Below are 23,641 nucleotides of genomic sequence, written 5' to 3'. Positions count from 1 at the left end.
GGGTTTTTGATTAAAAACTGCTATTTCGAATAACCAGTTTGGTTGCAATGAAGATTTTTTTGGCAGTCTTTCTGCCATCAACTCGTTCCATCAGTGTATCTACGGCTGTTTCGCCCATGAGTTCCGTATAAACCTTAACTGTGCTTAAGGATGGGTAAACATATTTTGAGATGCTGATGTCGTTGACCCCAATGATGTTTACCCTTTGCGGAACCGCGATTCCTTCCTCCAACAGTGCCCTAAGCGCACCGACGGCAATCGAATCATTCCCGGCAAAAAAGGCGGAAGGCAGATTTTCTCCATGTTGCTGTATAGCCTTTTGCATTAAGGTATGACCATCATCTGCTGAAAAAGTTCCACTATACATAAATGCTTCATCTAATAACCCTTTTTCCCCTAAATAGCGCTTAAACGCCTGCTCCCTTCGATCTTCAATGATAGACGTTTTATCCTTAAAGCACTCTCTCCCGCCGATATAGCCAATTTTTTCATGGCCTTTTTCAACGAAGTGTTCCAGAACCTTTTCAGTTGCCTTTTCAAAATCAATGACAATCGAATCAAACCGCTCATCATCGGGTGCGGAATCAACAAAGACAATATGATTGGTAATGGAATGGAGCTCTTTTACTTGTCTTTTACTAAACTTTCCAATGGCGACCAGCCCTTGAATCTCATCACTCTTTAACTCTTCATAGTTATCCTGAAAATACTTATCTAATTGAAAGCCAAGTTGCCGGCAGCGATTCTCTACGCCAAGTCGGATTGACATGTAGTATAAATCCTCAAGTTCTTCTTTTTCTGTATACCACTGCAGCAGGGCAATCTTCCCGGACTCCTGTTTTCGCACCGGCTTCTTCTTATATGAAAGCTCCTCCGCTGCTTCAAAAATCCTCTTCTTAGTTTCGTCGCCGACAGAAAGCGTTGTGTCATAATTCAACACGCGGGATACAGTCGCAATCGAAACACCCGCAAGTTGGGCAATATCCTTAATCGTAGCCATTCAATCAGTCTCCTATTGTGTTAGAAAAGAAACGATACGTTGTTGTGGAATAGTATACTTCCTCCGGCTGTAAAATAACAGACGGAAACTCTGGATGATGAATAGCATCAGGCAGTCCTTGTGTTTCAAGGCAAACACCCAAATATTTTCTTGCCCGAACACCCGAGATCGAAAAAGGAGCTTCTAATTGATTGGATGTATAGAGCACCACACACGGCTGGTTCGTAGTGACTAGCATTGTGCGGCCACTTTCCTCATCACTTAATACAATCTGATTTTCACCCTCTTTTGTAAAAATAAGCGGATGATCATACCCGTTCCCCACAAGTATATTTTGCGGATGCGTCGAATTAATCCCCGACAATAATCTGCGGCCGTATTGAAAATCAAATGAGGTATTCTTCGAATTCAACACTTGCCCTGTTGGAATCAGATCAGGGGCTAGCTCTAAAAAACGATTACTATCCAGCTTTAAAATATGCTCAGAACAATCTCTCTTTAAATTGCCGCTTAGATTATAGTAGGAATGATTGGTTAAATTGACGATTGTCGTTTGATCAGTTTTTCCTTCAAAGGTAGTGATTAATTCATTTTTATTATTTAAAAGATATGTGACCGTTGTGTCTAAATTGCCAGGGTATCCTTCTTCCCCATCTGGACTATGGTACACAAATTTCACGCCAACTGCATTTTCCTCTTGTATGAATTCTGTCTCCCAAACTACTGAACTAAGGCCCTTTCTCCCACCATGTATATGGTTGGGGTGCTCATTGTCCGCAAGGAGGTACTCATTACCGTCCAGTTCAAACCTAGCATCTTTGATTCTGCCCGCCACTCGACCAACAACCGCCCCAAAGTATGGGGACAATTCTACGTAATCCTCAAACTCTTCAAATCCAAGCACCACATTTTCAAAATTGCCATGACGGTCAGGGACAATTATTTTTGTAATCACACAACCGTAATTTAGACAGTGGACGGTCATGCCTGAATCGTTGATAAGGGAATATTCTATGACGGATGTACCTTCGTAATTGCCAAATACTCTTTCTTCAATTTTCATTTATACTCACTTCCTTACTTTTCATAATGACTTAATAAAGCGCAGGAATCCAGCTGCCCCCTCTTCATCCCGCTTAAATACCCCGGCATCTTCTAGTACTCTCAAAAACTTTTTCCCTACTTCTTCCCGCACAATTGCTTCCACGTTGTCATTGTCGACAACAGCCTGATAGCGAGCCTTTAATTCTTCCGCCCAACTTACATGATAGTCGGCAACCTGTGCATCGTCCCTGCCAAGGATGAATTTTTCTACCTCTTCAATTTCCGTTTTCAAGCGTGCCGGTAACACGGCAAGACCCATCACCTCAATCAGGCCAATGTTTTCTTTTTTAATATGATGCACATCGGCATGTGGATGGAAGACACCCAGTGGATGTTCCTCACTCGTCCGGTTGTTGCGAAGAACCAAATCTAGTTCAAAAAGGTCACCATTCTTACGAGCAATCGGTGTAATCGTGTTATGCGGTGTCGCACCTGTTTTCGCCAATATACCTACCATTTCATCACTGTAATTTTTCCAGTTGGCTAAAATATGGGCCCCCGCTTCTACAAGCACTTCGACATCTTTTGAACGCAAACGGATCACCGACATTGGCCATTTGACAACAGCACAATCCACTTCCGGGAAATTTTCCATTGTAAACGTCCAGTCATCTTCCGCCTTCGCCATCGCAAATTGATAATTCCCGCCTTGGTAATGCTCATGTGATAAAATCGAGCCTCCCACAATTGGAATGTCTGCATTAGAACCCAAAAAGTAATGTGGAAATTGCTCAACAAAGGATAAAAGTCTGGCAAATGTTGCCGGGCTGATTTTCATATCTGTATGTTTTTCCGATAAAACAATACAATGCTCGTTATAGTAGACATATGGAGAATATTGCAGATACCAGTTCTCCTCCACTAAATTCACCCGAATCATCCGATGATTGGAGCGGGCAGGGTGGCCGACTCTTCCTGCATATCCCTCATTTTCAATACAGAGGAGGCATTTCGGATAGTCCGACTTTTGGATTGCACGCTCAAGTTCGATACTCTTTGGATCCTTTTCCGGCTTCGATAGATTAATGGTAATGTCTAAATCGCCGTATTCCGTGGCGGCTTTGTACTCGATATTTTGACGAATTCGCTTCATCTGGATATAGTTGCTATTTTTGCTTAACTCATAAAAGTACCGTGTGGCCTCATGTGGATCCTGTTGATATTTTTCGTAAAAGAACTGATTCACACTGGAAGGTCTGGCAATAAAACAATTCATAATTTTACTAGAAAAGATTTCTTTTTCGTCAAAAAGATCTTCAATAATTCCCTGTTCGCAGGCATAATCAACAATGCTTTCAAGCAGATCAGGAATATCCATATCCATGTTCACTGCTGCTTCAGTTTCCTTATATTCTGGTAAATGAAGGAGTGACAGAACTTGATTCCGTGCATACATTTCGTCTTCTAGCTCAATTAATTGAGTAGTTAACGCTTGTGTGATCAATTGGTGGATATATTGAAATATCATCTTAATCCCCCCATTCTTAGTTACTATTAGGACACTAATTCAATTTCTTTTGCCCCATCGCCAATACTGGCCACATAACATTCTGCCTTGTAACCAATCTTTTCAAGATACACAGCACCCACGTTGGCAATAAAGTTTTCAACTTCTACGTTTTCTACGATGGCGATAGCACAACCACCGAACCCAGCTCCTGTCATCCTGGCACCTATTACCCCGGGTTGCCTCCAAGCAGCCTCCACTAGCGTATCAAGTTCTAGCCCCGTTACTTCATAGTCGTCACGGAGAGAAATGTGCGATTGATTCATCAATTGGCCGAATGCCTCTAGATTTCCAGCTTTCAATTTTTCTAACGCCCTCAATGTTCTTACATTTTCATAAACAGCATGTTTTGCCCGCTTGCGGACAGTTTCATTGGTTATTAAAGATTGGTTTTCTTCAAATTCGGACTCAGAAAGCTGTCCGAGTGCTTCAATTGGAAGTTTACGCTGAAGCTGGGCTAATGCTTCCTCGCATTCCGATCTGCGTTCGTTGTATTTTGAATCCGCCAACTCCCTGCGCTTGTTTGTATTCATAATGATGATTTTGTGATTTTCCAATTGAATCGGTGCGTATTCATATGTAAGTGTCTGGCAATCTAGTAAAATTCCTGCATCCTTTTTACCCATTCCAACCGCAAATTGATCCATAATGCCGCTATTTACACCGATAAATTCATTCTCAACCTTTTTACCCAGCTTGATGAGATCAATCCGTGGAATCTCCAATCCAAACAGTCCAGCAACAAGGACTCCTGTTAATATTTCAATAGAAGCAGAAGATGAAAGCCCTGCACCATTTGGAATATTGCCCTGTATGACACACTCAAAGCCTGATGGAACTTCATACCCAGCTTCAATCATGTAGCGAATCATTCCTTTGGGATAGTTTGCCCAATTGTGTTCTCTATCGTAATCTAATTGGTTTAAGTTAAACTCAATAATCCCTTTATCGGGAAAATTTTCCGAGTACAAGCGGACTTTTTTGTCTTCACACTTTCTCGCAACCGCATAGGTTCCGTATGTAATTGCACATGGAAATACATATCCGCCATTATAATCGGTATGTTCGCCAATTAAATTAATCCGGCCTGGGGCAAAGAAAGCCTTCTCAGGTGCCGCAGCAAATATTTCATTAAATGTTTTGTTTAGTGTCGAAACGTTCATTTTAATGTCCCTCCAATGGATGTAATCCCTGTGGTTTTTTCTATCTTTATTCTACCTCCATAAGTATAATTTAACAATATTTTTACTAAAAATTTTACTAAAAAAAGACGAAAATTAATCTTAAAAAACAGCAAAAAAGCATCATCCAATGGATAATGCCTTTCTTAAGTGTCCACCTTAGGCGGAATACTGTACATAAATGGTGCCTGACACCCTTTTGTCTCGGGCATCACCCGAATTTTGCCGATTTTAGGTTTTCCGTACTACCGCACGGACTGGGCTTCCGTCAGCTTCTACAATTGGCAGGGGGAGAGCGGCTAATTCATATTCTCCCTGTTCCACGTGGTCTAATACCAATCCCTCTAGGATATGGATTCCATAGCGGGTTAGTTCGTGGTGTGCAGTGAGTTCTTTGCTGTCAATCGGGTCGACCGATGGTAAATCAAGTCCAAGGAGACGGACGCCGAGCTTTGCTAAATTGGAGGCTAGTTCGGGTTCAATCTCTGGAATTGTGTTTGGAAACTGTTGCCGATCCTTCCAGAAATCGGTTCGGATTAACAGCCGGGTTACTCCGTCAAGCTCATAGCCGGATAGTTCTTTTATCCCAATCGATGACGGGTTCGGCAAATGAATCACACGGGCCTTGCCAATGTAAAGATTCACGTCAAGATCGATGACTTTTTTTCCATTGTCATCGAAATGGAACGGGGCATCAATATGGGTACCGGTATGGGTGCTCATCGTGATTTGCCCGACATTGACCGAACCGCTTTCTGCTTTACTCCAATTGACTTTGTATATAAACGGAGTGTCTCCCGGCCAGACAGCGATTTGGTTTTCTAGCCTTTGTGAAATATCAATCCAAGGATACATGTGAATATCCTCCTAGTCTACTTTTTATGATTTTTGTTAAGACGCACAACCTACAGCTTCGTCCGCAAACTCAACAACTCAGGGAAAAATTGGTGATCCAGCACTTTTTTTAAATATGTAACCCCAGACGAACCGCCAGTTCCTATTTTATTACCAATAATTCTTTCCACTGTTGTCATATGATTAAAACGCCAGAGCTGCTGCTGGTTGCCGATATCCACCAACTTCTCCGCCAGCTCATACAAATCCCAATATTGGTCTGTATTACGGTACACAGTTAGCCATGCCGCCTCGACACTCGCATTCGGTTCATAATTTTGCGACCAATCACGGTTTAGCGCTTCTTCATCCACCGATAACCCATGCGCCACAAGCGCAGAAATCGCAGCATCATATATACTCGGCTCGTTTAAAGCCCCCACCATCACCGGATACAACTCAGGCTGATGCTGATAGACAGCAAGAGTCCGAGCGTTCTTGTTTCCTAACGCAAACTCAATCAAGCGATTTTGATAGGATTGAAATCCTGAGGAATGACCAAGTTTATCACGGAATTGCATATACTCGGATGGAGTCAGGGTCGACAGAACACTCCACGACTGAATCAGCTGCTGCTGAATCCGCGAAACACGCGACAACATTTTAAACGAAGGCTCCAATTCATTGCGGCGGATACACTCAATGGCCGCATTCACTTCATGCAAAATCAACTTCATCCACAGCTCACTCGTCTGATGGATGATAATAAACAACATTTCATCATGGTGGCTCGAAAGCCGATGCTGGCTCGATAAAATTTTATCAAGGTGAAGATAATCGCCATAAGACATTTCTTTTTGAAAGTCTAATTGAATGCCTTTTTCTAAGTTTTTATTCACTAAGTTTTCCATTTTATTGACCTCCTAAAGCTCGATTAATCTTCTACCACCATATCCTGTTGGGAAGCTGTATCCACTCTTTTTTTATGAAAAACGAAATACACAATCGTTAAAAACACAAGCCATGGGATGCCGAACTGAAGTAAAATTTTAAAAGGTGTAAACCAAGTGGTTACCATCAGACTTACCAACAGAAACGCCCCAAGAACAGTCAAATATGGGAAACCAATCATTCTCACTGGCAGCTTGCGGCCGCCTGATTTTTCCCACACTTTTCGAAAAAATAAATGCGAGATAAACACCATTAACCAAGTAAAAATCGCACCGAACATGGAAATCCCCATCATGAAGGCATAGGAAGTTCCCGGGAAAACCGCACTAACCACGGCGGCTACAATAATACCAAGGGCAGAAACAGCCAGTGCTGTGTGCGGCACACCTTTTTTATTGATTCTGCTGAAAATAGCAGGAGCAAATTTTGACTGTGACAAGGAAAATACCATTCTTGTTGATGCATACAATTGGCTGTTCATTGCCGATAATGCTGCGGTTAAAATAATAAAATTCATAATTCCGGACGCACCAGGGATGTTTAAAATCTCCATTACTTTTACAAATGGGCTTTTATCCACACCTGCACTTTTCCATGGAACAATCATCAACATGATGGCGAGCGTTATGACATAAAAGGTAGAAAGACGGAATACTGTTGCCTTCAATGCTTTTGGTACGGCAACATCAGGATCCTTTGCTTCGCCTGCGGTCACGGCAATCAATTCGGTTCCTAAAAAGCTAAAAAGAGAAATAAAGACAGCAATCCATACACCCTTAAATCCAAACGGAAGAAATCCACCGTCATTTGTGAAATTTTCAGGCCCCAGCTTGGAACCGCCTGAGGACCCAAACAAAACATAGGCTCCTAGTAAAATAAAACCAACAATCGCACTAATTTTAATCATCGAAAACCAGTATTCAAAGGTGGCAAAAGTGTGTACGCTGGTAGCGTTTACATAAATTAGCACGGCTCCAAACAGCAAAATCCAAACGATACCCGGAACTCCCGGGAACCAGTATTTCATATAGACGGCAATCGCACTGACTTCAACACCGACTGCCAATACATTGGCAACCCAGTAGGAATAGCGGACGAGATAACCAGCCATCGGGTGAATGTACTTTTCGGCTATAAGTCCAAATGAACCTGATGATGGATGAGCAACTGTCATTTCTGCTAAGCAGCCCATAAGAAGCAACACAATAAACGCCCCAAGTGCATAACTGATCAGCACCCCTGGCCCTGCTGTACTGATGGCAAGACCGCTTCCGAGGAACAGACCGGTTCCGATGGCACACCCCATCGCAATCATCGTCAGCTCCTTTGTTTTTAACTCCCGCTTTAATCCCTTTTCCATGTTATTCTCCATAAGTCCCCACCTTTCCTTTGTTCGAAGTTTTTTTTGGAAGACGCAGTGTCGTTTTTTGGCACCGCGGCTTTTTTAAAATTGTAAAATAATACGTTATCCACGAATTTTTGGGTTTTATCCGCGGATCTGGGCCGTTTATCCGCGAATAAATTTACGCCACAATTTCCCGTCCATTCGCAAACTTCTCATATTGTTTCTCAAGCATAATCTTTTTCAAAATCTGAACTACGTTCCAAACATCTTCATAGGAAGTATATAGCGCAATTGGTGCAAGACGAATCACGTTCGGGGCACGGAAATCCGGAATAATCCCGTTTTCCTTCAAAGATTTGCAGATTCGTGCCGCTTCCGGATGCTCAAGGCAGACATGGCCGCCTCGGCGCGCATCGGTGCGCGGATTTCCAATTTCAAATCCAAGTCCCGTCAGCTCCACCTCAATCAAATCCATAAAATACTGATTAATCTCAAGCGATTTTTTACGAATATTTTCAATTCCTGCTTCTACGAAAATTTCCAGGGAGCCAAGCAGCGGTGCCATGCTTAACACATGCGGTGTTCCAATTTGATAAGCTCCTGCCGTTTCCGCAGGTGTGAAAGTATGCTCAAGGTCAAACTGCTTGTCCTTACGGGATCCAAACCATCCGGCCAACCCTGGGTTCGTGCCAAAATGCTTGCGGTTGACATATAGTCCGCCGACACTTCCCGGCCCGCCGTTCAAATATTTGTAATTGCACCAATAAGCAAAATCCACATCCCATTCACTAAATGAATGAGGAATTGCGCCGACAGAATGGCAGCCGTCAAAACCAATTAATATTCCGCGCTTGTGAGCTTCTGCCGTTAACCGTTTCATATCAAGGATTTGCCCGCTGCGATACTGGACCGTTGGAAGAATAATTAAAGCAACCTCATCGGTCATCGCTTCAATGATATCCTCCTCTTCAATTATGCGGCCGTCCCTGCTTTTTACACGGATCAAATACTGATCCGGATCATACTCATGAATGCGAAGCTGGCTTTGCAGTGCATAAATATCAGACGGAAATGTCAGCTCATCCGCTAAAATTTTCGTCCGTTTTCCTTGCGGCTGATAAAATGTTGCCACCAGCTGATGAAGATTAACAGTCGTGGAACCGGTTACAATTACCTCTTCAGTTGCAGCACCTACCAGCGGTGCCAATAAATCTGCTAATCTCTCAGAAAGGTCGAACCATGGGTGTTTTCCTTTCGTCCATCCATCAATTCCATGTTCCTTCCAATCTTCTACCGATTCGAGAAGTGCCCGTTCCGCCCGCTTCGACAGCAGTCCCAACGAATTTCCGTCCATATAAATCGTACCCTGCCTAAGATAAAATTCCTCGCGAAATTTACTGAGCGAGTCCTCCTTATCCAACCGCTTGGTATACTCTAAAGTCGGTTGCATCATTATGATATTCCCCCTTTTTATTGCTTGAGGAAACTATAACAATAAACATGACATCGTGTCAACATTATAATTCAGAAAATTACTAATGTTGTAACCACTTTTATTTTTGGACAAATCCTTATATGCTTGATAGTAGAAAGTACGGGGGGATTTGGATATGGATATGCATGGAAAACCTGATGTGGTCGACAAACGTCATTTGCGTTCCATAAAGACAAAGCAAAAGCTGCTTGAAGCGGCCAGGGAAGTTTTTCTTGAGGAAGGTTTTCAAAAAGGAACGATATCACAAATGATCAAAAAGGCTGGGATTGGGTATGGTACTGCTTATGTTCATTTTGAAGGCAAAGAGGAAATTCTTATGGTCTTGATGGATGATGTTATGGAGAAATTTTATGAAATTGCCGAAGTGTCGTTTGTTCCAGAAACAAAGGAAGAAGCCCGGCAGATTATCCTTTTGCAGGCAACGGCATTTTTAAAAATGGCTGAAACTGAGCGAAGAATGATGCAGTTGTTTGAACAAGCTATTGGGATTTCCCATTCCATTTCAACAAAGTGGAGAGCCATCCGCGAAAAATTCATTCAGCGGATCTCGAAGGACATCGCATTTGCTCAAGCCTGCGGGCTTGCTAGAGCCGAACTAAACAACTCGCTCGTCGCCAGAGGCTGGTTCTTCACCAATGAAATGTACCTATGGGAAATCGTCCGCAATGAACACCAAGGAACTGTCGAAGAAATCGCCCAAACCATGACCGCCGTTTATGCGAACGGACTTTACATCTAAAAAGCTGGAATTCGTTATCATGCTAGAAACAGCAAAATGGCATCATCCAATGGATAATGCCTTTTTGGGTGTCCGCGTCTGGTGGACTGCTGTCTATAAATGGTGCCTGACACCCCTTAATATTTCTTCTTGTTCGGTTTGCTAATCCAAGCGTTGAAGGGTGCATAAGTATTTGGCGGGAGAACTCGGTACATAGGGATACTTCGCTGATTCGGGGGGAGGTCTAGTTGTGTATAGATAAATTGATCGTCAAATCCAATTTTTGCAGCATCCTCTTTCGTACAACCATAGTAAACTATTTTTAGTCTTGACCAAAAAATGGCTCCGAGACACATCGGGCACGGTTCACAGCTCGTATATAGCTCACAGTCTGTCAATTGGTAGCTATTCAAAACCTTACATGCAGCCCGAATGGCTTGCATCTCAGCGTGTGCGGTCGGATCCTTTATAATGGTCACCTGGTTACGGCCGACTGATTATCTGCCCATTTTTTACCACAATGGCTCCGAACGGACCGCCGCCATTTGTGATTACATTTTCATATGCAATATCTACCGCAATCTTCATAAATATTTCTTCTCGCATGATCAGCCCCCCATCTTTTAGACACATCCTTCATCCTAAAGATATTATCTCAGCTGGGGAAAAAGAATGGGAATTAATCACATTTCATACCGACACAAAAATGGTGACAGGCACCGCAAGCGGTGCCTGTCACCATTAAGTTATGAAGCACGTTTTAAATGTTTAAAATGTCCTTTTGAGAGGACGGTTTTTTCTAGGCGATGGGCCATGATTCCGGCGAAGATGGCGAGTATGATATCTTTCGGCAGCGGGGCAACCATCCAGAGCCATGCCATTTTGTATGTAAATCCTTCCGGTGCTGCTGCCCAGAGTTTATAAGCATAGTACATCCAGTTTGTTCCGAATAGGTAGTTAACAGACATCCCGATTAAGGCGGCTATGATAAAGGCAGCCATACTTTTCTTCTTCTCGACTATTTTCCCAATGATAAACGCAGTGAAGATATAGGAAATAATAAAGCCAAAGGTTGGCCGGAAGATGATGGCTGGCCCTCCGATAAATCCAGCAAAGACTGGAACACCCACAAATCCCACTAACATATAAACGGTCATTGCAATCGATCCTAACCGACTGCCCAAAATAGCCCCTGCTAAAATAGCAAAAAAGGTTTGCAGTGTAATCGGAACCCCGCCAACTTGTAAAAATGGAGCAATCGTAGCAATGTTCGCACCAATGGCCATTAGCGCCACAAACATTCCTGCAAGCGTTAAATCAAGTGCCCTTAACTTCTTCATATTTATTCCCCCAACCCCAATTTATAATGAATTCTTATAATTTTAAAATAAATGTTGGGATACCCTATTGTCAACTAAAAAATTATTTAGGTTAACAATCACTAAAACCTAGATTAAAATGAATTGAGCGCATATTGTAATGAAAACAGAAAGGATTGGGCCGATAAATCACCCAATCCTTTCTTTCGTTTGTTTGCCATGGTGGTAGTGGTAGCAATGGTGTCAGGCACCACTTCCCAGCATCTATTTATGCCGGCAGTTTTTGCAGACTTTGATGGTTTGGTTTGTTTCTGTTTTATGTGGATACAGGAGCTTTATTCCGGTTCTTTCACATAGTGGGCATGTCCCCCGTCCATTTGAAGGCAGGTAGCTGATTGTCTTTCCTCTGTTTCTTTTTGCCATTCTCCATCATCCTAATCATAATAAAGTTCGTTTCTTTATTTAATGTTGGACTGGCACAAAGGTTGATAGGCATTTAATGGTTTTTGAAATAAAAGAATCCCAAATTCGCATATTTCGATTCAACTTTCCTTTTACAAAATTAAACAAAAGGCAACAAATTTCAACAAAAAAATCAGTTAAAAATCAACCCACTATTTTTGGAAGGTATTATGGAATAAAGTCTAGTAATTTAAAGCTTCCAAAATTACTAGATTAGTCAAATCGCACAGGACTTTTCAATCAGGTAAATAAACCTATTATTTAATCTACTAAAATAAAGTATTTTTTTTCATATTAAAATTTTTGTTGAGCGAATATTAATCTACCTCAGATTTTACGACAGGGTTTTAGGAATATTCAAATTACAATATGCTTGTACTATAACTTTTTGTAAAAATTTGGGGGTGCATTTTTTTTGACGAAAGAGAAAAAACAGAAATGGAAAAGAAATTTATTGGTTATGACTACTGTAACCGGACTAGGATTCTCCACTTTTTACCCAGGCCTTAGTATTCCCGCTGCAGCGGTCGAACAGCCTGACCAGCCACTGCCTGCGGAAGAGTCTGTCTCAATTGTTCAACTAGTTGTACCAAATGATAATGCCAAGGACAAGCTTCTTGAGCTTGGTATTGACCTTACCCACAGAATCGAAGAACACGATGGTGTTTATGAAGTAGATGCCGTTGTCACACCATCGGAGATTGCCATGTTAAAGACTTTTGGCATCAATGTAAAAGAGACCCTGATTACCGAAAACCAATGGAATGCTCGTGTGGAAGAGCGGCAATCTGCTGTTCAACTGCAAGCAAGTCTGGCAACTTCCGAGGATACGCTTAAGGTCCTTAGGGCAAATCATTTTACCAATCAATCGGGCACCTTCCTTTACCTCGAAGTGAAATCAAGCTCGGGTGCGACAGCCAGCACAGCACTTAAAGCAACTTGGACCGAGAACGGCGAAGAAAAATCAGCAACACTTTCCAGAAAAGTAGATTACGGCGAATATTTATATCACTATTTGCTCTTGCCGGTTAGTGCTGCCCCCTTATCTGTAAAAATTGAAAGCAATCTAGGCGGTTCGGCTACGAGCTCCGTTACTGAATGGCTTGGGCAAGAGCCGAAACATCCAAAGACAGATTATGTCACAGATTTTGTAGATCACTATATGGCACCAAATGAACTTTATGAGCGAGCAGAAAAACTAGCGAAAGAGTTTCCGAATTTAGTAGATATTATTGAAATGCCCAATAAAACAAACGGATATCGACGTCTTGCTCAGGCAGCCATTGGCAGCACAACCAATACCACGGTGGTAGTTTCCTCAAAAGCATGGGGCCATGAAGGCGGAAACGATGTATCAGTAGAATTTAGGAATCCTGGAACCAGTAATGCACCACTAAAAGTGACTGTGGATGGTAAAAAGATTTTAGTAGATTTGGCTACTGATTCGTCTGGCAAAGCAACAAGCACTGCAAAACAAGTAGTCGACGCATTAAATGCTCAAGCAGGTCAGCTTGTTACTGCGACTACATACCGCGGTAATGCCGGAACAGGGGTGGTTGCACCAACGACTGTGAAATTAACAGACGGCTTGAAGGCACCTGCAGATGTTTCCCGTGATCCTTTCACGGTAAAAGCAATCCGTATTGGCAAGCACCGTGACGGGTCAAAGCCAGGTGTCCTTGGCTACGCTCAGGAACACGCTCGTGAATGGGTGACGCCGCTCGTGACAATCGAAACGGCTGAACGACTGCTGCGCAACTATGCTCATGATAGCGGAACGAGAAAGCTTGTTGATAATCTTGATATTTTTCTCGTTCCGACCGTAAACCCTGATGGTGCCAACTTCAGCTTTAATGATTACAACATGCAGCGTAAAAATATGACAAATCACTGTGATCCAACTGCCTCTGACCCTAATTACCGTAATAATTGGGGAGTTGACCTTAACCGCAACCATTCTATTGGCTCTGCTTTTGATGGCTATATCGGTGCATCAACAACAATTTGTACAAGTGACACATACGCTGGTCCAGCCGAAAACTCCGAGCCTGAAGCTAAGAACCTTGTTTGGCTTGCTGACCAAAACCCGAACATTAAGTTCGCGATGAATATTCATAGCTATGGCGGCTACTTCATGTGGTCACCTGGTGCTTATGATGCAAACCGCAAGACACTTCCCCGCCCAACTGCTGGCGAAGAGGCATTTTACTGGGCAGTGTCTGATATCATGTTAAACGACATTCAGGATCACCGCGGCACAGTCATACTCCCAAGCCGTACCGGCCCAGTTCCGGATGTTCTCTACTCGGCAGCCGGGAATTCTGCTGACTACCTATGGTATGAAAAAGGCATATACGCCTGGGATTTCGAAGTTGGCGCAGATTTATGGAATAAGGATACAAATAGATGGCAGGCAGTTGGATTCCAACCGACATTTGCAGAAGGACATGAAGAAGCGATGGAATTTTCAAACGGTCTAATTGGAATGATTAAGGTAGCTTACAATAATGCGAAAGACCATCAGCCACCTTCCTCAAAGGCTACACCTGGAAATGGTAAATACACTGGCCCAGTTGATGTAAAGATTGATACAAGTGAGGCAGCCACTGTCTATTATACACTCGACGGCAGCCGTCCTACCTTTCAATCAGCTAAAATCAATTTGAGCGGCACCCGTGAATTTGCAGAAACCTTAAAAATCGATAAAACGACAACGATCAATTATTTCTCCGTTGACGCCGCCGGAAACATTGAGAAAAATTACAATCCACTAGGCAACGGGAAAAACTATAATTCTGTAACGATTACCATCAAGTAGTTTTGAAACAGGGGTTGGCCTTTCGGGGTCAACTCCTTTTATTTAGTACTTGAAATTGATATTCACCTTTTTGAAAAATAACTCTTGATGCTACAAAGAAGCCTGATTCACATACCGAACCAGGCTTTTTCTATGACTATTTTCTTTTTAAAAGTTGACAACCATTTTATTTTTCAAAAATTGCATTGGATAATAGTCGGAATAGGTAATCCGTATGGTCACGGAAGCCTGCTTCCAATCCAATCAAAGTTACGTCTTTATTCTGCTCCTTAACCATAACAGCCTGACCCTTGCCGTTCTTGTTATTTTTCCAATGGCCGGCCACGAAGAAGTTATCGGAATCTGCATATTTTGCAGCTACTTTATCATTTCCAGTATTGGTATACCATGTTGGACGATAGACAAAACCGAAATCATCCTGTCCATAACCTCCAGTTAAACCAGTTCCATCATAGTTAACCTTCACGATTCCGTTGCTGTCTGAACCCCCGAAATTTATGGTGTCATCTGTTAGACCTAGAGTTTTTGTAGCTTGGGATGCGCTCCCTCCTACGGCTATATATTTACCACCTTGAGCTACAAAGTTTGTTATGTTCGATTTGAGCTGTACTACTTGGGCAGTATTTTGAAGGCCGAATTCTTTACTGGATGCACTTGTTATAACAGTGATTAGGCTGGATGACCCGCTGTAAACAAATACATCGAATCCGTTCAATCCATTTTCAGCCACTTCTACCGGTGTAACTTCTGACACCTGGAAGCCAAGTCTTTTCAATGCAAGCTTTGTTCCGCTATGAGACTGTTGTTTACTTATTCCACCATCCTTCAAAATGGCAACCTTCACGCTCGATAATGAAACAGCATCTTCCGGTATCTTCACGGTGGATTCGACCTGTAAGCCAGATGCTTTCACAGAGGCGGAGATTTGATTCGCTGCTGCTTCTGTATAAAAATTACCATTGGAATCACGTTTTACAGATACTCCTTGCTGAAGCAAGGTATTTACTAAATTGACAGCTTTGACAGAGCTGTTCGGAATCATAAATGGTCCCTTACCGGAAACAGATCCTTGCTCTGAAATTTTATTCACTTTTGTTGTTGTAACATCTACAGAGCTTTGTGTAGGTATCGCTTTAAAGCCCCAGAGCTCAGGCAGACTCCATGCTGAAATATCATACATTGCCCCGATATCATTGGTGATGTCTTCACCCTTCCAAAGCATCGTATTAGCTAAGCCAGCCTTTGCCTGATCCATCATAACGATGTACGTTCCTTTAGGATAGGATTTCCCATCCACTGTGAATGCTTTTGGCGCTTGCACCACATCAATATCATTATTAATTAAATGATTAACGGCTTTATGTGTTACAGTTGGGTCTTTTTCATCAACAGGAAGGATATAGGCTTTAGGGAAGAACCCCTCCTTGTGGAACGGATGATCAAAATTAATCCCACGTTTAAACATTTCAATTTGATCGGTAATCATCGCCTGCTTGTTCTCTGTTGCAAAATTAAGTGCACCGATAATGGCGTTATACATCCATTTCACGCCGTCCCAATCATTTGTTGGTGTTTCTAACGTATGTCCGTATGCTCCATGATACATTGCATACATTGGGGTAAAGATAGGTGGATAATCATCCCATCCATCTTTATCATTACGCCGTGGAACGTAAACACCTTGCATATTTTGATATAAACTAGAAGATGAGAATTGATCCTTTTGACTCATAATCTGGGCTTCCATCGCTTCTGCTTGCTTATAAGCCCACTTGTTATATAAATCGTACTCGTAGTTTGGATTATGCGGCGGCGTACAAGGTTCAATTAATCCCTGTCGGTTTGGTGCGTAGTTTTTCACATATCCATGTGTATCGAGAAATACCATTGGGTTCCATTCCTTAATGAGATCAACAGTTTCCCTTGTTTCTGGCTGGGACTGGGTGATAAAATCACGGTTCAAATCAATACCCTCGCCGTTAAAACGGGTAGCATCCACACGTCCGTCGGGGTTTTGCACGACATTGAAAATGAGGATGTTATTTTCTAGAATATTTTTCGTCTCTTGGTCATTCTCGGTGGCGAATCGTTCAATTAGCTGAAGGATAGCATCCGTCCCTGCAAATTCTGTCCCATGGATGGAACCATTGATCATAATTGGCACTTTAAAGTCTGAATTATTAGCAATCCAATCTTGAGCTTTCCCTGGGTTTTTAAACATTTGTTTTCTGAGTGATTGAATTTTCCCAAACTTTCCATGCGAACCAGGGTCAGCAATCGTTACGACATAAAGTGGAATTCCATCCGCAGATGTTCCGCGAACCTCGACCTTAATCCGGTTCGATTGTTTCTCAATTGCTTTCAGTTTTGAACCGATTTGCGAGAATTTCACAAAGTCATAGTTTTCACTATTAAACTTACTTCCATCCTGTTCTTCATATACGTTAACGTTTGTCCATTTCGGTGCCTCTGCAAATCCCACATTCCATGGTCCAGTAGTGAGTAAACTAACAGCTAAAAGGCCTGCAATCTTCTTTTTCTTCTTCATTCCTTAACCTTCAGTTATGTATTTTTATTTACTTTTATGTATTTTTATTTATTCTAATAGAAAATCTATTAAAATACCATCCACCCTTTCTCCCATCATAAACAATAAAGAAAGGGCCTCCATAGGAAAAAGGCACCAAAAAAGTACATACACTACGATTGTATGAATGAATTTCTTTATTATTACATTCTAAATAGAATAAATGGTGTCAGGCACCACAAAAAGACACCTCTCCACCCACAAGTGGACACTATTTGTTTCTTTGCATTTTTGCCCTCACCTTTTCATACATATTTTCAAGAGGGGTTAATGCCCTAATGGTTGCACGACAATAAACCACTTTCCATAAGATAGGAATAAAAGTTACGATCAATTTTACCCAATTGGAAAGGAAAGATGTGGTGCTTATTTATGAAGAATCCCCCGGCTTATCACCATTCGTTTCAAAATCTTCAAGAGAATGATTTGGGGTTCGAACAGGTCTTTGAACGGATTGTTTCATTTATGAAAGGTGATCCAAAAGGGAATTTCCGTCTAATGGTGGGAACTGATTCACAGGTGCATAAAACACATACTCTTTTTATCACGGGCATTGTCATTCAAAATAAGGGAAATGGTGTATGGGCGTGCATAACAAAGATGAAGTTTCCAAGGAAAATGACACATCTGCACGAGCGGATTTCTTTAGAACTTTCCTTAACCGAGGAAGTCGTCTCCATGTTTACGGAGGAAAGGAAAAATGAATTGATTGCGGTTGTCCTCCCCCATCTATACCAAGGAGCAACCTTCACAATGGAGGGGCATATCGATATCGGTGCAGGTAAACGAAATAAGACGAGTGAATTCGTCAAAGAAATGGTCACACGAATGGAATCCATGGGAGTAGAACCAAAAATCAAACCCAACGCCTTCGTCGCCTCAAGCTACGCGAACCGGTACACAAAATAAGGGTGTCAGGCACCACGAAAGGACAGTTGTCCGTGAGTGGTGCCTGACACCCTTATTACGATAACCATATTAGATATAGTTTAATTCTACCTTTACGGTGGTGCCTTTGCCGAGCTGGCTTTCGATTTTCATGGTACCGTTATGTTCTTGGATGATTTTGTTGCTGACCGTTAGGCCAAGGCCAATTCCTTTGTCCTTGGTCGTGTAGAACGGAGTCCCCAAGTAGCCCATGAGCTCCGCATCGATCCCTATGCCTTCATCGGAAAAGCTAACCAGCACTCTTTTTTTCGCTACTTTTTGGACATCAATATGGACAGAGCCGCCGTACTGCATCGATTCGATTGCGTTTTTCAGAAAGTTAACAAAAACTTGTTTCAATTGGTTCGGACTGCACAGTAAATCAACCTCATTTGTATGGTAGTGATTTATAATTTGCACATTATGCATCAATGCTTGTGGATGAAGAATTTTTACCGTACTTTCAAGAATTGAATGTAAGCTTTCCCGCTCAAATTGAATCGCTTGAGGTTTGGCTAGCGACATAAATTCGTTGACAATCATATCGATTCGATCAAGTTCGTTCATGATAATCGATAAATAGTCCTCTTGCTTTTCCTTATTGGACGTTCCCATTAAAAGTTTCGAAAACCCCTTCAATGAAGTCAATGGGTTGCGTATTTCGTGGGCGACTCCGGCCGCTAATTGGCCAATGATGGAAAGGCGGTCTAAATTTCGGAGTGCATCATCATTTTTTACTCTATCAGTAATATTCCGGCTAACCGTTACATAGGATTCAACCTCATTTTTCTCATTAAAGATGGGAGAAACAGTCGTCTCAGAATCAATAACTTCATTACTGCCAGTTTTAATTTTTGTTTGAAAAAGCTGGGGCTCTCCCTTTTCTATCAATTCCTGATAAAAGCATTCAAAATGCTCCTTTTCCTCATGCAAAATAAGATCATATACGGTTTTACCGAATAATTGCTCTGGTGTATACCCAATCCCTTTTACATGTGAAGGGGAAGCATATATAATCGTTTTATCCTTCGAATAAAGCTTAATCATATCTGTTGTATTTTCGGTAATTAATCGATACAATTCACGAGTTCTTTTCAATTCCCTTTCCATATTTAACCGCTCTGTAATATCACGATAAACGGCGATGATAGCAATGATTTCTCCCTTCAAATTTCGAAAAGGAGAATAGGAAACGGCAATATCAAGGGTGGTGCCGTCTTTATGGCTGCGCTGTGTATTCATATTATGAAAGGCTCTGCCATGTTTGACTGCCCCTATTATTTCTTTAACAGTGTCAGGATTGGGAAATTCCTCGAAAGTTCTCCCTAAAACATCATCCTCTGTATAACCAAAAATTTTAGTATACATAGGGTTTATTCGAATAAACCGATTCTCCATATCGACAATGCATATTCCATCTGCCGTACAGTTCAGAAATAGATCTATTAATTCATCAGGATTATAAACAACCGATTCATTTTCTTCCCCAAAAATTGGGAAACACTTCACCATAGAGATCTCTCCAAACACATCTAAAATTCTATCATTCTCCATTCTACAGAATTTTTTGGTAAAGAAAAGAAAAATATTAATAGGGTGTCAGGCACCATAAAAAGACACTGTCCACCACAGGAGGACACCCCTGTTTAACATGAAAAAAACGCTTGTGCCCTGACGTAGCGGCTCAAGCGTTTCTTTTTTTCCCTTTTATAATGCTTCTTCTACTTCTTTTGCCATTGCTTTAACGGATTTTAGGCCGCCGCCGCTTAGATACCAGGTGTCCGCATCTAGGTAGACAATTTTATCCTTTTTATAGGCATCCGTTTTCTTCACTAGCTCATTTTCAACGATTTCCTTTGCTCCAATTTCGCCGCCGACAGCTGTTGCACGGTCAATAACGAACAAGACATCAGGATTTTTCTCTTTAATATATTCAAACGTTATGCTCTGACCGTGTGTAGAAACTTCAATTTGTTTATCTGCCGCACCGTATCCAAATACATCATGGATTAGTCCAAATCGAGAGCTTGGGCCATAGGCACTTACTTTTCCTTCATTCGCCAAAACAATAAGTCCTTTTTGATCGAGTGCAGACGCCTTTTTATTTACCTTTTCGACGCTTGCTTCAATGTCTTTTAATTCACTTGCCACCTTGTCTTCTTTGCCAAAAATTTCGCCAATTAAATTCATATTTTTCTCAAAAGAATCCATGTAGTTCGTATAATCAATGCCAATATAAACGGTTGGGGCAATTTCCGCAAATTGATCATATAATTCCGCCTGGCGAGTGGAGATAAAAATAACATCTGGCTTTAGGGCATGAATCGCTTCGAAGTCAGGCTCCTTTAAGCTGCCAACATTTGTATATTTTTTGTCCGCATATTTTTTCAAATAAGAAGGAATGGTTGTCTGTGGCACACCTGTAACCTCGATACCTAACTCATCTAGGGTATCCAACACACCAAAATCAAATACAACCACTTTTTGCGGGTTTTTTTCAACGACTGCTTCACCGTATTGATGCTTGATCGTCATTTTCTCAGCAGCAGCTGTTTCTGTCTTATTGGAGGCTGCGGTTTTCGCTCCCTTACCTTCCTCCTTGGCGTTTCCACCACATGCAGCTAAAATAAACATCATTGTAAAAACCAATCCTAGTAAACCCCATTTTCTCGTCATCAACGAACTCCCCTTTTTATGAATTAAAATAAACACAGATCCTACAGTTGTTCATTTCCTGAATTGGAATATCCATATCGTAGATCTCGCTCAAGGCCGCTGATTGGATAATTTCTTCAGTTGGGCCGTCTTTCACAACCCTGCCATCCTTCATTGCGACAATCCGGTCAGAATAAACGGATGCAAAGTTAATATCATGCAAAACAATGACAACCGTTTTTCCAAGCTCATCTACTAACCGACGCAAAATTTTCATAATCTGAACGGAGTGCTTCATATCCAAATTGTTGAGCGGTTCATCAAGCAGAACATACTCGGTATCCTGGGCAATCACCATGGCAATAAACGCACGCTGCCGCTGACCACCGGACAATTCATCTAAAAAGCTGTCCTGCATTTCGGTTAAATGCATATACTCGAGCGATTGCTCGACAATTCGTTCATCCTCCTCGGTCAAACGACCTTTCGAATAAGGAAAACGGCCGAAGGAAACAAGTTCACGGATGGTGAGCCGAACATCCATGAAATTCGATTGTTTTAATATTGAAACCCTTTTAGCAAATTCCTGCGATTTCATTTTCCGAACATCCGACTTGTCCACAAGCACTTCCCCCGAATCAGCATCCAGCAAGCGGCTGACCATTGATAAGAGCGTTGATTTACCGGCGCCGTTCGGTCCAATAAAGGAGGTGATTTTTCCAGGATGGATTGTCACGGTTACATCTTCCACAACTGGCTTCTTCCCATAAAACTTCGATAATGACCTCACTTGAATCATGCCGTTTTCCTCTCCTTTAGAAGTAAATAGATGAAATAGACACCGCCGATAAAATTAATAATGACACTCAAGGTTGTCGAAAAAGTAAAGACCCTTTCAACAACCCACTGCCCGCCAACGAGAGCGATTATACTCATAACAATGGCTCCACTAATCAGTACCTTATGTTTGTAGGTTTTGAAAAATTGATACGATAGATTGGCGACAATTAGGCCAAAAAAGGTAATCGGCCCAACAAGTGCTGTCGATATCGAAATGAAAATTGCCACAATCACCAGCATTTGTTTCACAATCGAGTCGTACGGAACACCGAGATTAATCGCCATTTCGCGGCCAAGCGATAACACATCCAGATATTTGACGTAGCGCCATGCATAGACAATCACCACCGCAACCATGACAAGTGCAAGCCACACCAAATCCGAATTAATATTGTTAAAACTAGCAAACATCCGGTCTTGAACAATTTGAAACTCATTCGGGTCAATCAGCACCTGAAAAAATGTTGAAATACTAGAGAAAAAAGTACCGACGATAATCCCAACCAGCAGCAAGAAGTAGACAGACTGCCCGCCTTTTTTAAATAAAAATCGATATAAAATCAGGGCAAACACAATCATCACGACAACAGAAAGTAAAAAGTTCGCCTGTTTATTAACAACAATCATATGGCTTGAGCCCAAAAAGAAGATAATCACCGTTTGTAAGAGCAAGTACAGGGCATCGAGCCCCATAATACTTGGCGTTAAAATCCGGTTATGGGTAATCGTCTGGAAGACAACTGTCGCATAGGCAATGGTAAACCCTGTAATTACCATGGCAATTACTTTTATCGCCCGTCTTGGCAGGGCATAATCAAAACTGCCATTTAAATCATGAAATAAATAAAGTGCACAACACCCGGCAGCAATGAAAGCGAGAACCATCATTTTCATTGAATTACGCATAGGCCTTCCTCCTAAACAGGAGATAGAGGAAAATCCCGCTGCCGATGACCCCAACCATGAGACTAATCGAAATCTCATATGGGTAAATAATCACCCGTCCTAAAATATCGCAAACGAGTAAAAAGTTTGCCCCTAAAAGGGCGGTATGTGGCAAGGTTTTTTGTAAATGGTCGCCCTTGGAAATAGATATGATATTCGGAATAATCAAGCCAAGGAACGGTATAATTCCGACGGTCAGAACGACTGTTGCCGTAATTAACGCAACAAGCACCAGCCCCACATTTACCACCCTGCGATAGGCAAGACCTAAATTTTTTGAAAAATCTTCCCCCATCCCGGCTACCGTAAAGCGGTTGGCGTAGAAATAGGCGATAACTAATATCGGAATACTTATGTATAGGAGCTCATAACGCCCTTTCATAATCATTGAAAAATCACCTTGCAGCCACGCCGACATATTCTGAATGACATCTGCCCGGTAGGCAAAAAATGTCGTAACTGATGATAAGATATTCCCAAACATCATCCCAACCAGCGGAATGAAAATGGCATCTTTAAACTTGATGCGATCAAGAATTTGCATAAATAAAAACGTACCGGCAAGTGCAAACACAAAGGCTACGGCCATTTTTTCCATCATCGAGGCGTTTGCAAATAACAACATCGATACGAGGATTCCGAGACGAGTTGCATCCAAGGTTCCCGCCGTTGTCGGTGAAACAAATTTATTGCGGCTGAGCTGCTGCATGATTAACCCGGCTATACTCATCCCCGCCCCCGCCAGTAGAATCGCCACAAGCCGCGGCACCCTGCTGATCAGGAAAATTTGCGTTTCCTCTGATTGAAGGTTTACAAGATCCTTTGGTGAAATACTGCTAACCCCAACAAACAATGAGACTGCAGATAAAGTAATTAACGCTACTAGTAAATATCGTTTCTTCATGGCTGTCCCCAATAGTTTAGTTTTATAGATGATATTGAAAATCATTATC

General features: G+C 41.9%; 18 protein-coding genes and 1 pseudogene. 3 read left to right on the top strand and 16 right to left on the bottom strand.

The genetic code is table 11. The annotated features are described in order from the left end of the window. Positions 1-10 precede the first annotated feature (10 nt). From BABA_RS14535 to kynU, 8 genes are all read right to left on the bottom strand, one after another. The gene (locus BABA_RS14535; RefSeq protein ID WP_007085960.1) at positions 11-1,000 is read right to left on the bottom strand and encodes a LacI family DNA-binding transcriptional regulator; all 990 of its coding nucleotides are present in this window, start codon (positions 998-1,000) and stop codon (positions 11-13) included. A 4-nt stretch (positions 1,001-1,004) separates the two neighbouring features. Beyond that, a complete protein-coding gene (locus BABA_RS14530; protein ID WP_007085959.1) occupies positions 1,005-2,063 on the bottom strand; it encodes an aldose epimerase family protein in 1,059 nt (352 codons plus the stop codon). Between the two features lie 21 nt (positions 2,064-2,084). Next, a complete protein-coding gene (gene galT / locus BABA_RS14525) occupies positions 2,085-3,572 on the bottom strand; it encodes a UDP-glucose--hexose-1-phosphate uridylyltransferase (protein WP_007085958.1) in 1,488 nt (495 codons plus the stop codon). A gap of 26 nt (positions 3,573-3,598) precedes the next feature. Further along, complete coding sequence (locus BABA_RS14520; RefSeq protein WP_007085957.1) at positions 3,599-4,774, bottom strand: galactokinase; 1,176 nt, start codon at positions 4,772-4,774, stop codon at positions 3,599-3,601. 249 nt (positions 4,775-5,023) lie between these two features. Continuing rightward, complete coding sequence (gene kynB, locus BABA_RS14515; RefSeq protein WP_007085956.1) at positions 5,024-5,647, bottom strand: arylformamidase; 624 nt, start codon at positions 5,645-5,647, stop codon at positions 5,024-5,026. A gap of 50 nt (positions 5,648-5,697) precedes the next feature. Continuing rightward, the gene (gene kynA / locus BABA_RS14510; protein ID WP_007085955.1) at positions 5,698-6,537 is read right to left on the bottom strand and encodes a tryptophan 2,3-dioxygenase; all 840 of its coding nucleotides are present in this window, start codon (positions 6,535-6,537) and stop codon (positions 5,698-5,700) included. A 23-nt stretch (positions 6,538-6,560) separates the two neighbouring features. Further along, entirely contained in the window at positions 6,561-7,949 is a 1,389-nt protein-coding gene (locus BABA_RS14505; RefSeq protein ID WP_007085954.1) for an amino acid permease, read from the bottom strand. Between the two features lie 151 nt (positions 7,950-8,100). Continuing rightward, a complete protein-coding gene (gene kynU / locus BABA_RS14500; RefSeq protein WP_007085953.1) occupies positions 8,101-9,375 on the bottom strand; it encodes a kynureninase in 1,275 nt (424 codons plus the stop codon). Between the two features lie 157 nt (positions 9,376-9,532). On the opposite strand from kynU, the gene BABA_RS14495 reads away from it, so the two are divergent. Beyond that, positions 9,533-10,156: a TetR/AcrR family transcriptional regulator gene (locus BABA_RS14495; RefSeq protein WP_007085952.1), complete on the top strand. Its 624-nt coding sequence runs from the start codon at positions 9,533-9,535 to the stop codon at positions 10,154-10,156. 116 nt (positions 10,157-10,272) lie between these two features. On the opposite strand, the pseudogene BABA_RS14490 reads toward BABA_RS14495, so the two are convergent. Beyond that, a pseudogene (locus BABA_RS14490) lies at positions 10,273-10,741 on the bottom strand (nucleoside deaminase). A 140-nt stretch (positions 10,742-10,881) separates the two neighbouring features. Then, complete coding sequence (locus BABA_RS14485) at positions 10,882-11,475, bottom strand: biotin transporter BioY (protein WP_007085949.1); 594 nt, start codon at positions 11,473-11,475, stop codon at positions 10,882-10,884. A gap of 856 nt (positions 11,476-12,331) precedes the next feature. Between BABA_RS14485 and BABA_RS14475 the strand changes: the two genes are divergently transcribed. Continuing rightward, on the top strand, positions 12,332-14,734 hold the full coding sequence (locus tag BABA_RS14475) for a M14 family metallopeptidase (RefSeq protein ID WP_007085947.1): 2,403 nt from the start codon (positions 12,332-12,334) through the stop codon (positions 14,732-14,734). 166 nt (positions 14,735-14,900) lie between these two features. Here BABA_RS14475 and BABA_RS14470 read toward each other — a convergent pair whose 3' ends face one another. Further along, complete coding sequence (locus BABA_RS14470) at positions 14,901-17,282, bottom strand: M14 family zinc carboxypeptidase (protein WP_007085946.1); 2,382 nt, start codon at positions 17,280-17,282, stop codon at positions 14,901-14,903. 411 nt (positions 17,283-17,693) lie between these two features. Here BABA_RS14470 and BABA_RS14465 point away from each other — a divergent pair, with 411 nt between their 5' ends. Then, positions 17,694-18,230, top strand: coding sequence for a ribonuclease H-like YkuK family protein (locus tag BABA_RS14465; RefSeq protein WP_007085945.1), 537 nt, complete (start codon positions 17,694-17,696; stop codon positions 18,228-18,230). A 69-nt stretch (positions 18,231-18,299) separates the two neighbouring features. Here BABA_RS14465 and BABA_RS14460 read toward each other — a convergent pair whose 3' ends face one another. The 5 genes from BABA_RS14460 to BABA_RS14440 form a co-directional block, all read right to left on the bottom strand. Beyond that, entirely contained in the window at positions 18,300-19,760 is a 1,461-nt protein-coding gene (locus tag BABA_RS14460) for a PAS domain-containing sensor histidine kinase (RefSeq protein WP_007085944.1), read from the bottom strand. 195 nt (positions 19,761-19,955) lie between these two features. Continuing rightward, positions 19,956-20,924: a siderophore ABC transporter substrate-binding protein gene (locus BABA_RS14455; RefSeq protein ID WP_007085943.1), complete on the bottom strand. Its 969-nt coding sequence runs from the start codon at positions 20,922-20,924 to the stop codon at positions 19,956-19,958. Positions 20,925-20,940: 16 nt separating this feature from the next. After that, the gene (locus BABA_RS14450; RefSeq protein WP_007085942.1) at positions 20,941-21,702 is read right to left on the bottom strand and encodes an iron ABC transporter ATP-binding protein; all 762 of its coding nucleotides are present in this window, start codon (positions 21,700-21,702) and stop codon (positions 20,941-20,943) included. Next, positions 21,699-22,649 carry an iron chelate uptake ABC transporter family permease subunit gene (locus BABA_RS14445; protein ID WP_007085941.1) on the bottom strand — a complete coding sequence of 317 codons (951 nt, stop codon included), beginning with the start codon at positions 22,647-22,649 and terminating at the stop codon, positions 21,699-21,701. The genes BABA_RS14450 and BABA_RS14445 overlap by 4 nt, the downstream gene beginning before the upstream one ends. Further along, a complete protein-coding gene (locus tag BABA_RS14440; RefSeq protein WP_007085940.1) occupies positions 22,642-23,592 on the bottom strand; it encodes an ABC transporter permease in 951 nt (316 codons plus the stop codon). Before BABA_RS14440 ends, BABA_RS14445 begins: the two co-directional genes overlap by 8 nt. Between the last annotated feature and the right edge of the window lie 49 nt (positions 23,593-23,641).

Origin of the sequence: Neobacillus bataviensis LMG 21833 (assembly GCF_000307875.1) — a bacterium.
GTDB classification, from domain to species: Bacteria; Bacillota; Bacilli; order Bacillales; family Cytobacillaceae; genus Neobacillus; species Neobacillus bataviensis.
The sequence above is the reverse complement of the archived record's forward strand: the minus strand, read 5'-3'. Positions and strand labels throughout refer to the sequence as shown.

What these genes read in the sequence shown, in the direction of transcription:
- BABA_RS14535 (WP_007085960.1), bottom strand. Translation starts at nt 1,000, where the DNA reads ATGGCTACGATTAAGGATATTGCCCAACTTGCGGGTGTTTCGATTGCG.
- BABA_RS14530 (WP_007085959.1), bottom strand. Translation starts at nt 2,063, where the DNA reads ATGAAAATTGAAGAAAGAGTATTTGGCAATTACGAAGGTACATCCGTC.
- galT (WP_007085958.1), bottom strand. Translation starts at nt 3,572, where the DNA reads ATGATATTTCAATATATCCACCAATTGATCACACAAGCGTTAACTACT.
- BABA_RS14520 (WP_007085957.1), bottom strand. Translation starts at nt 4,774, where the DNA reads ATGAACGTTTCGACACTAAACAAAACATTTAATGAAATATTTGCTGCG.
- kynB (WP_007085956.1), bottom strand. Translation starts at nt 5,647, where the DNA reads ATGTATCCTTGGATTGATATTTCACAAAGGCTAGAAAACCAAATCGCT.
- kynA (WP_007085955.1), bottom strand. Translation starts at nt 6,537, where the DNA reads ATGGAAAACTTAGTGAATAAAAACTTAGAAAAAGGCATTCAATTAGAC.
- BABA_RS14505 (WP_007085954.1), bottom strand. Translation starts at nt 7,949, where the DNA reads ATGGAGAATAACATGGAAAAGGGATTAAAGCGGGAGTTAAAAACAAAG.
- kynU (WP_007085953.1), bottom strand. Translation starts at nt 9,375, where the DNA reads ATGATGCAACCGACTTTAGAGTATACCAAGCGGTTGGATAAGGAGGAC.
- BABA_RS14495 (WP_007085952.1), top strand. Translation starts at nt 9,533, where the DNA reads ATGGATATGCATGGAAAACCTGATGTGGTCGACAAACGTCATTTGCGT.
- BABA_RS14485 (WP_007085949.1), bottom strand. Translation starts at nt 11,475, where the DNA reads ATGAAGAAGTTAAGGGCACTTGATTTAACGCTTGCAGGAATGTTTGTG.
- BABA_RS14470 (WP_007085946.1), bottom strand. Translation starts at nt 17,282, where the DNA reads ATGAAGAAGAAAAAGAAGATTGCAGGCCTTTTAGCTGTTAGTTTACTC.
- BABA_RS14465 (WP_007085945.1), top strand. Translation starts at nt 17,694, where the DNA reads ATGAAGAATCCCCCGGCTTATCACCATTCGTTTCAAAATCTTCAAGAG.
- BABA_RS14460 (WP_007085944.1), bottom strand. Translation starts at nt 19,760, where the DNA reads ATGGTGAAGTGTTTCCCAATTTTTGGGGAAGAAAATGAATCGGTTGTT.
- BABA_RS14455 (WP_007085943.1), bottom strand. Translation starts at nt 20,924, where the DNA reads ATGACGAGAAAATGGGGTTTACTAGGATTGGTTTTTACAATGATGTTT.
- BABA_RS14450 (WP_007085942.1), bottom strand. Translation starts at nt 21,702, where the DNA reads ATGATTCAAGTGAGGTCATTATCGAAGTTTTATGGGAAGAAGCCAGTT.
- BABA_RS14445 (WP_007085941.1), bottom strand. Translation starts at nt 22,649, where the DNA reads ATGCGTAATTCAATGAAAATGATGGTTCTCGCTTTCATTGCTGCCGGG.
- BABA_RS14440 (WP_007085940.1), bottom strand. Translation starts at nt 23,592, where the DNA reads ATGAAGAAACGATATTTACTAGTAGCGTTAATTACTTTATCTGCAGTC.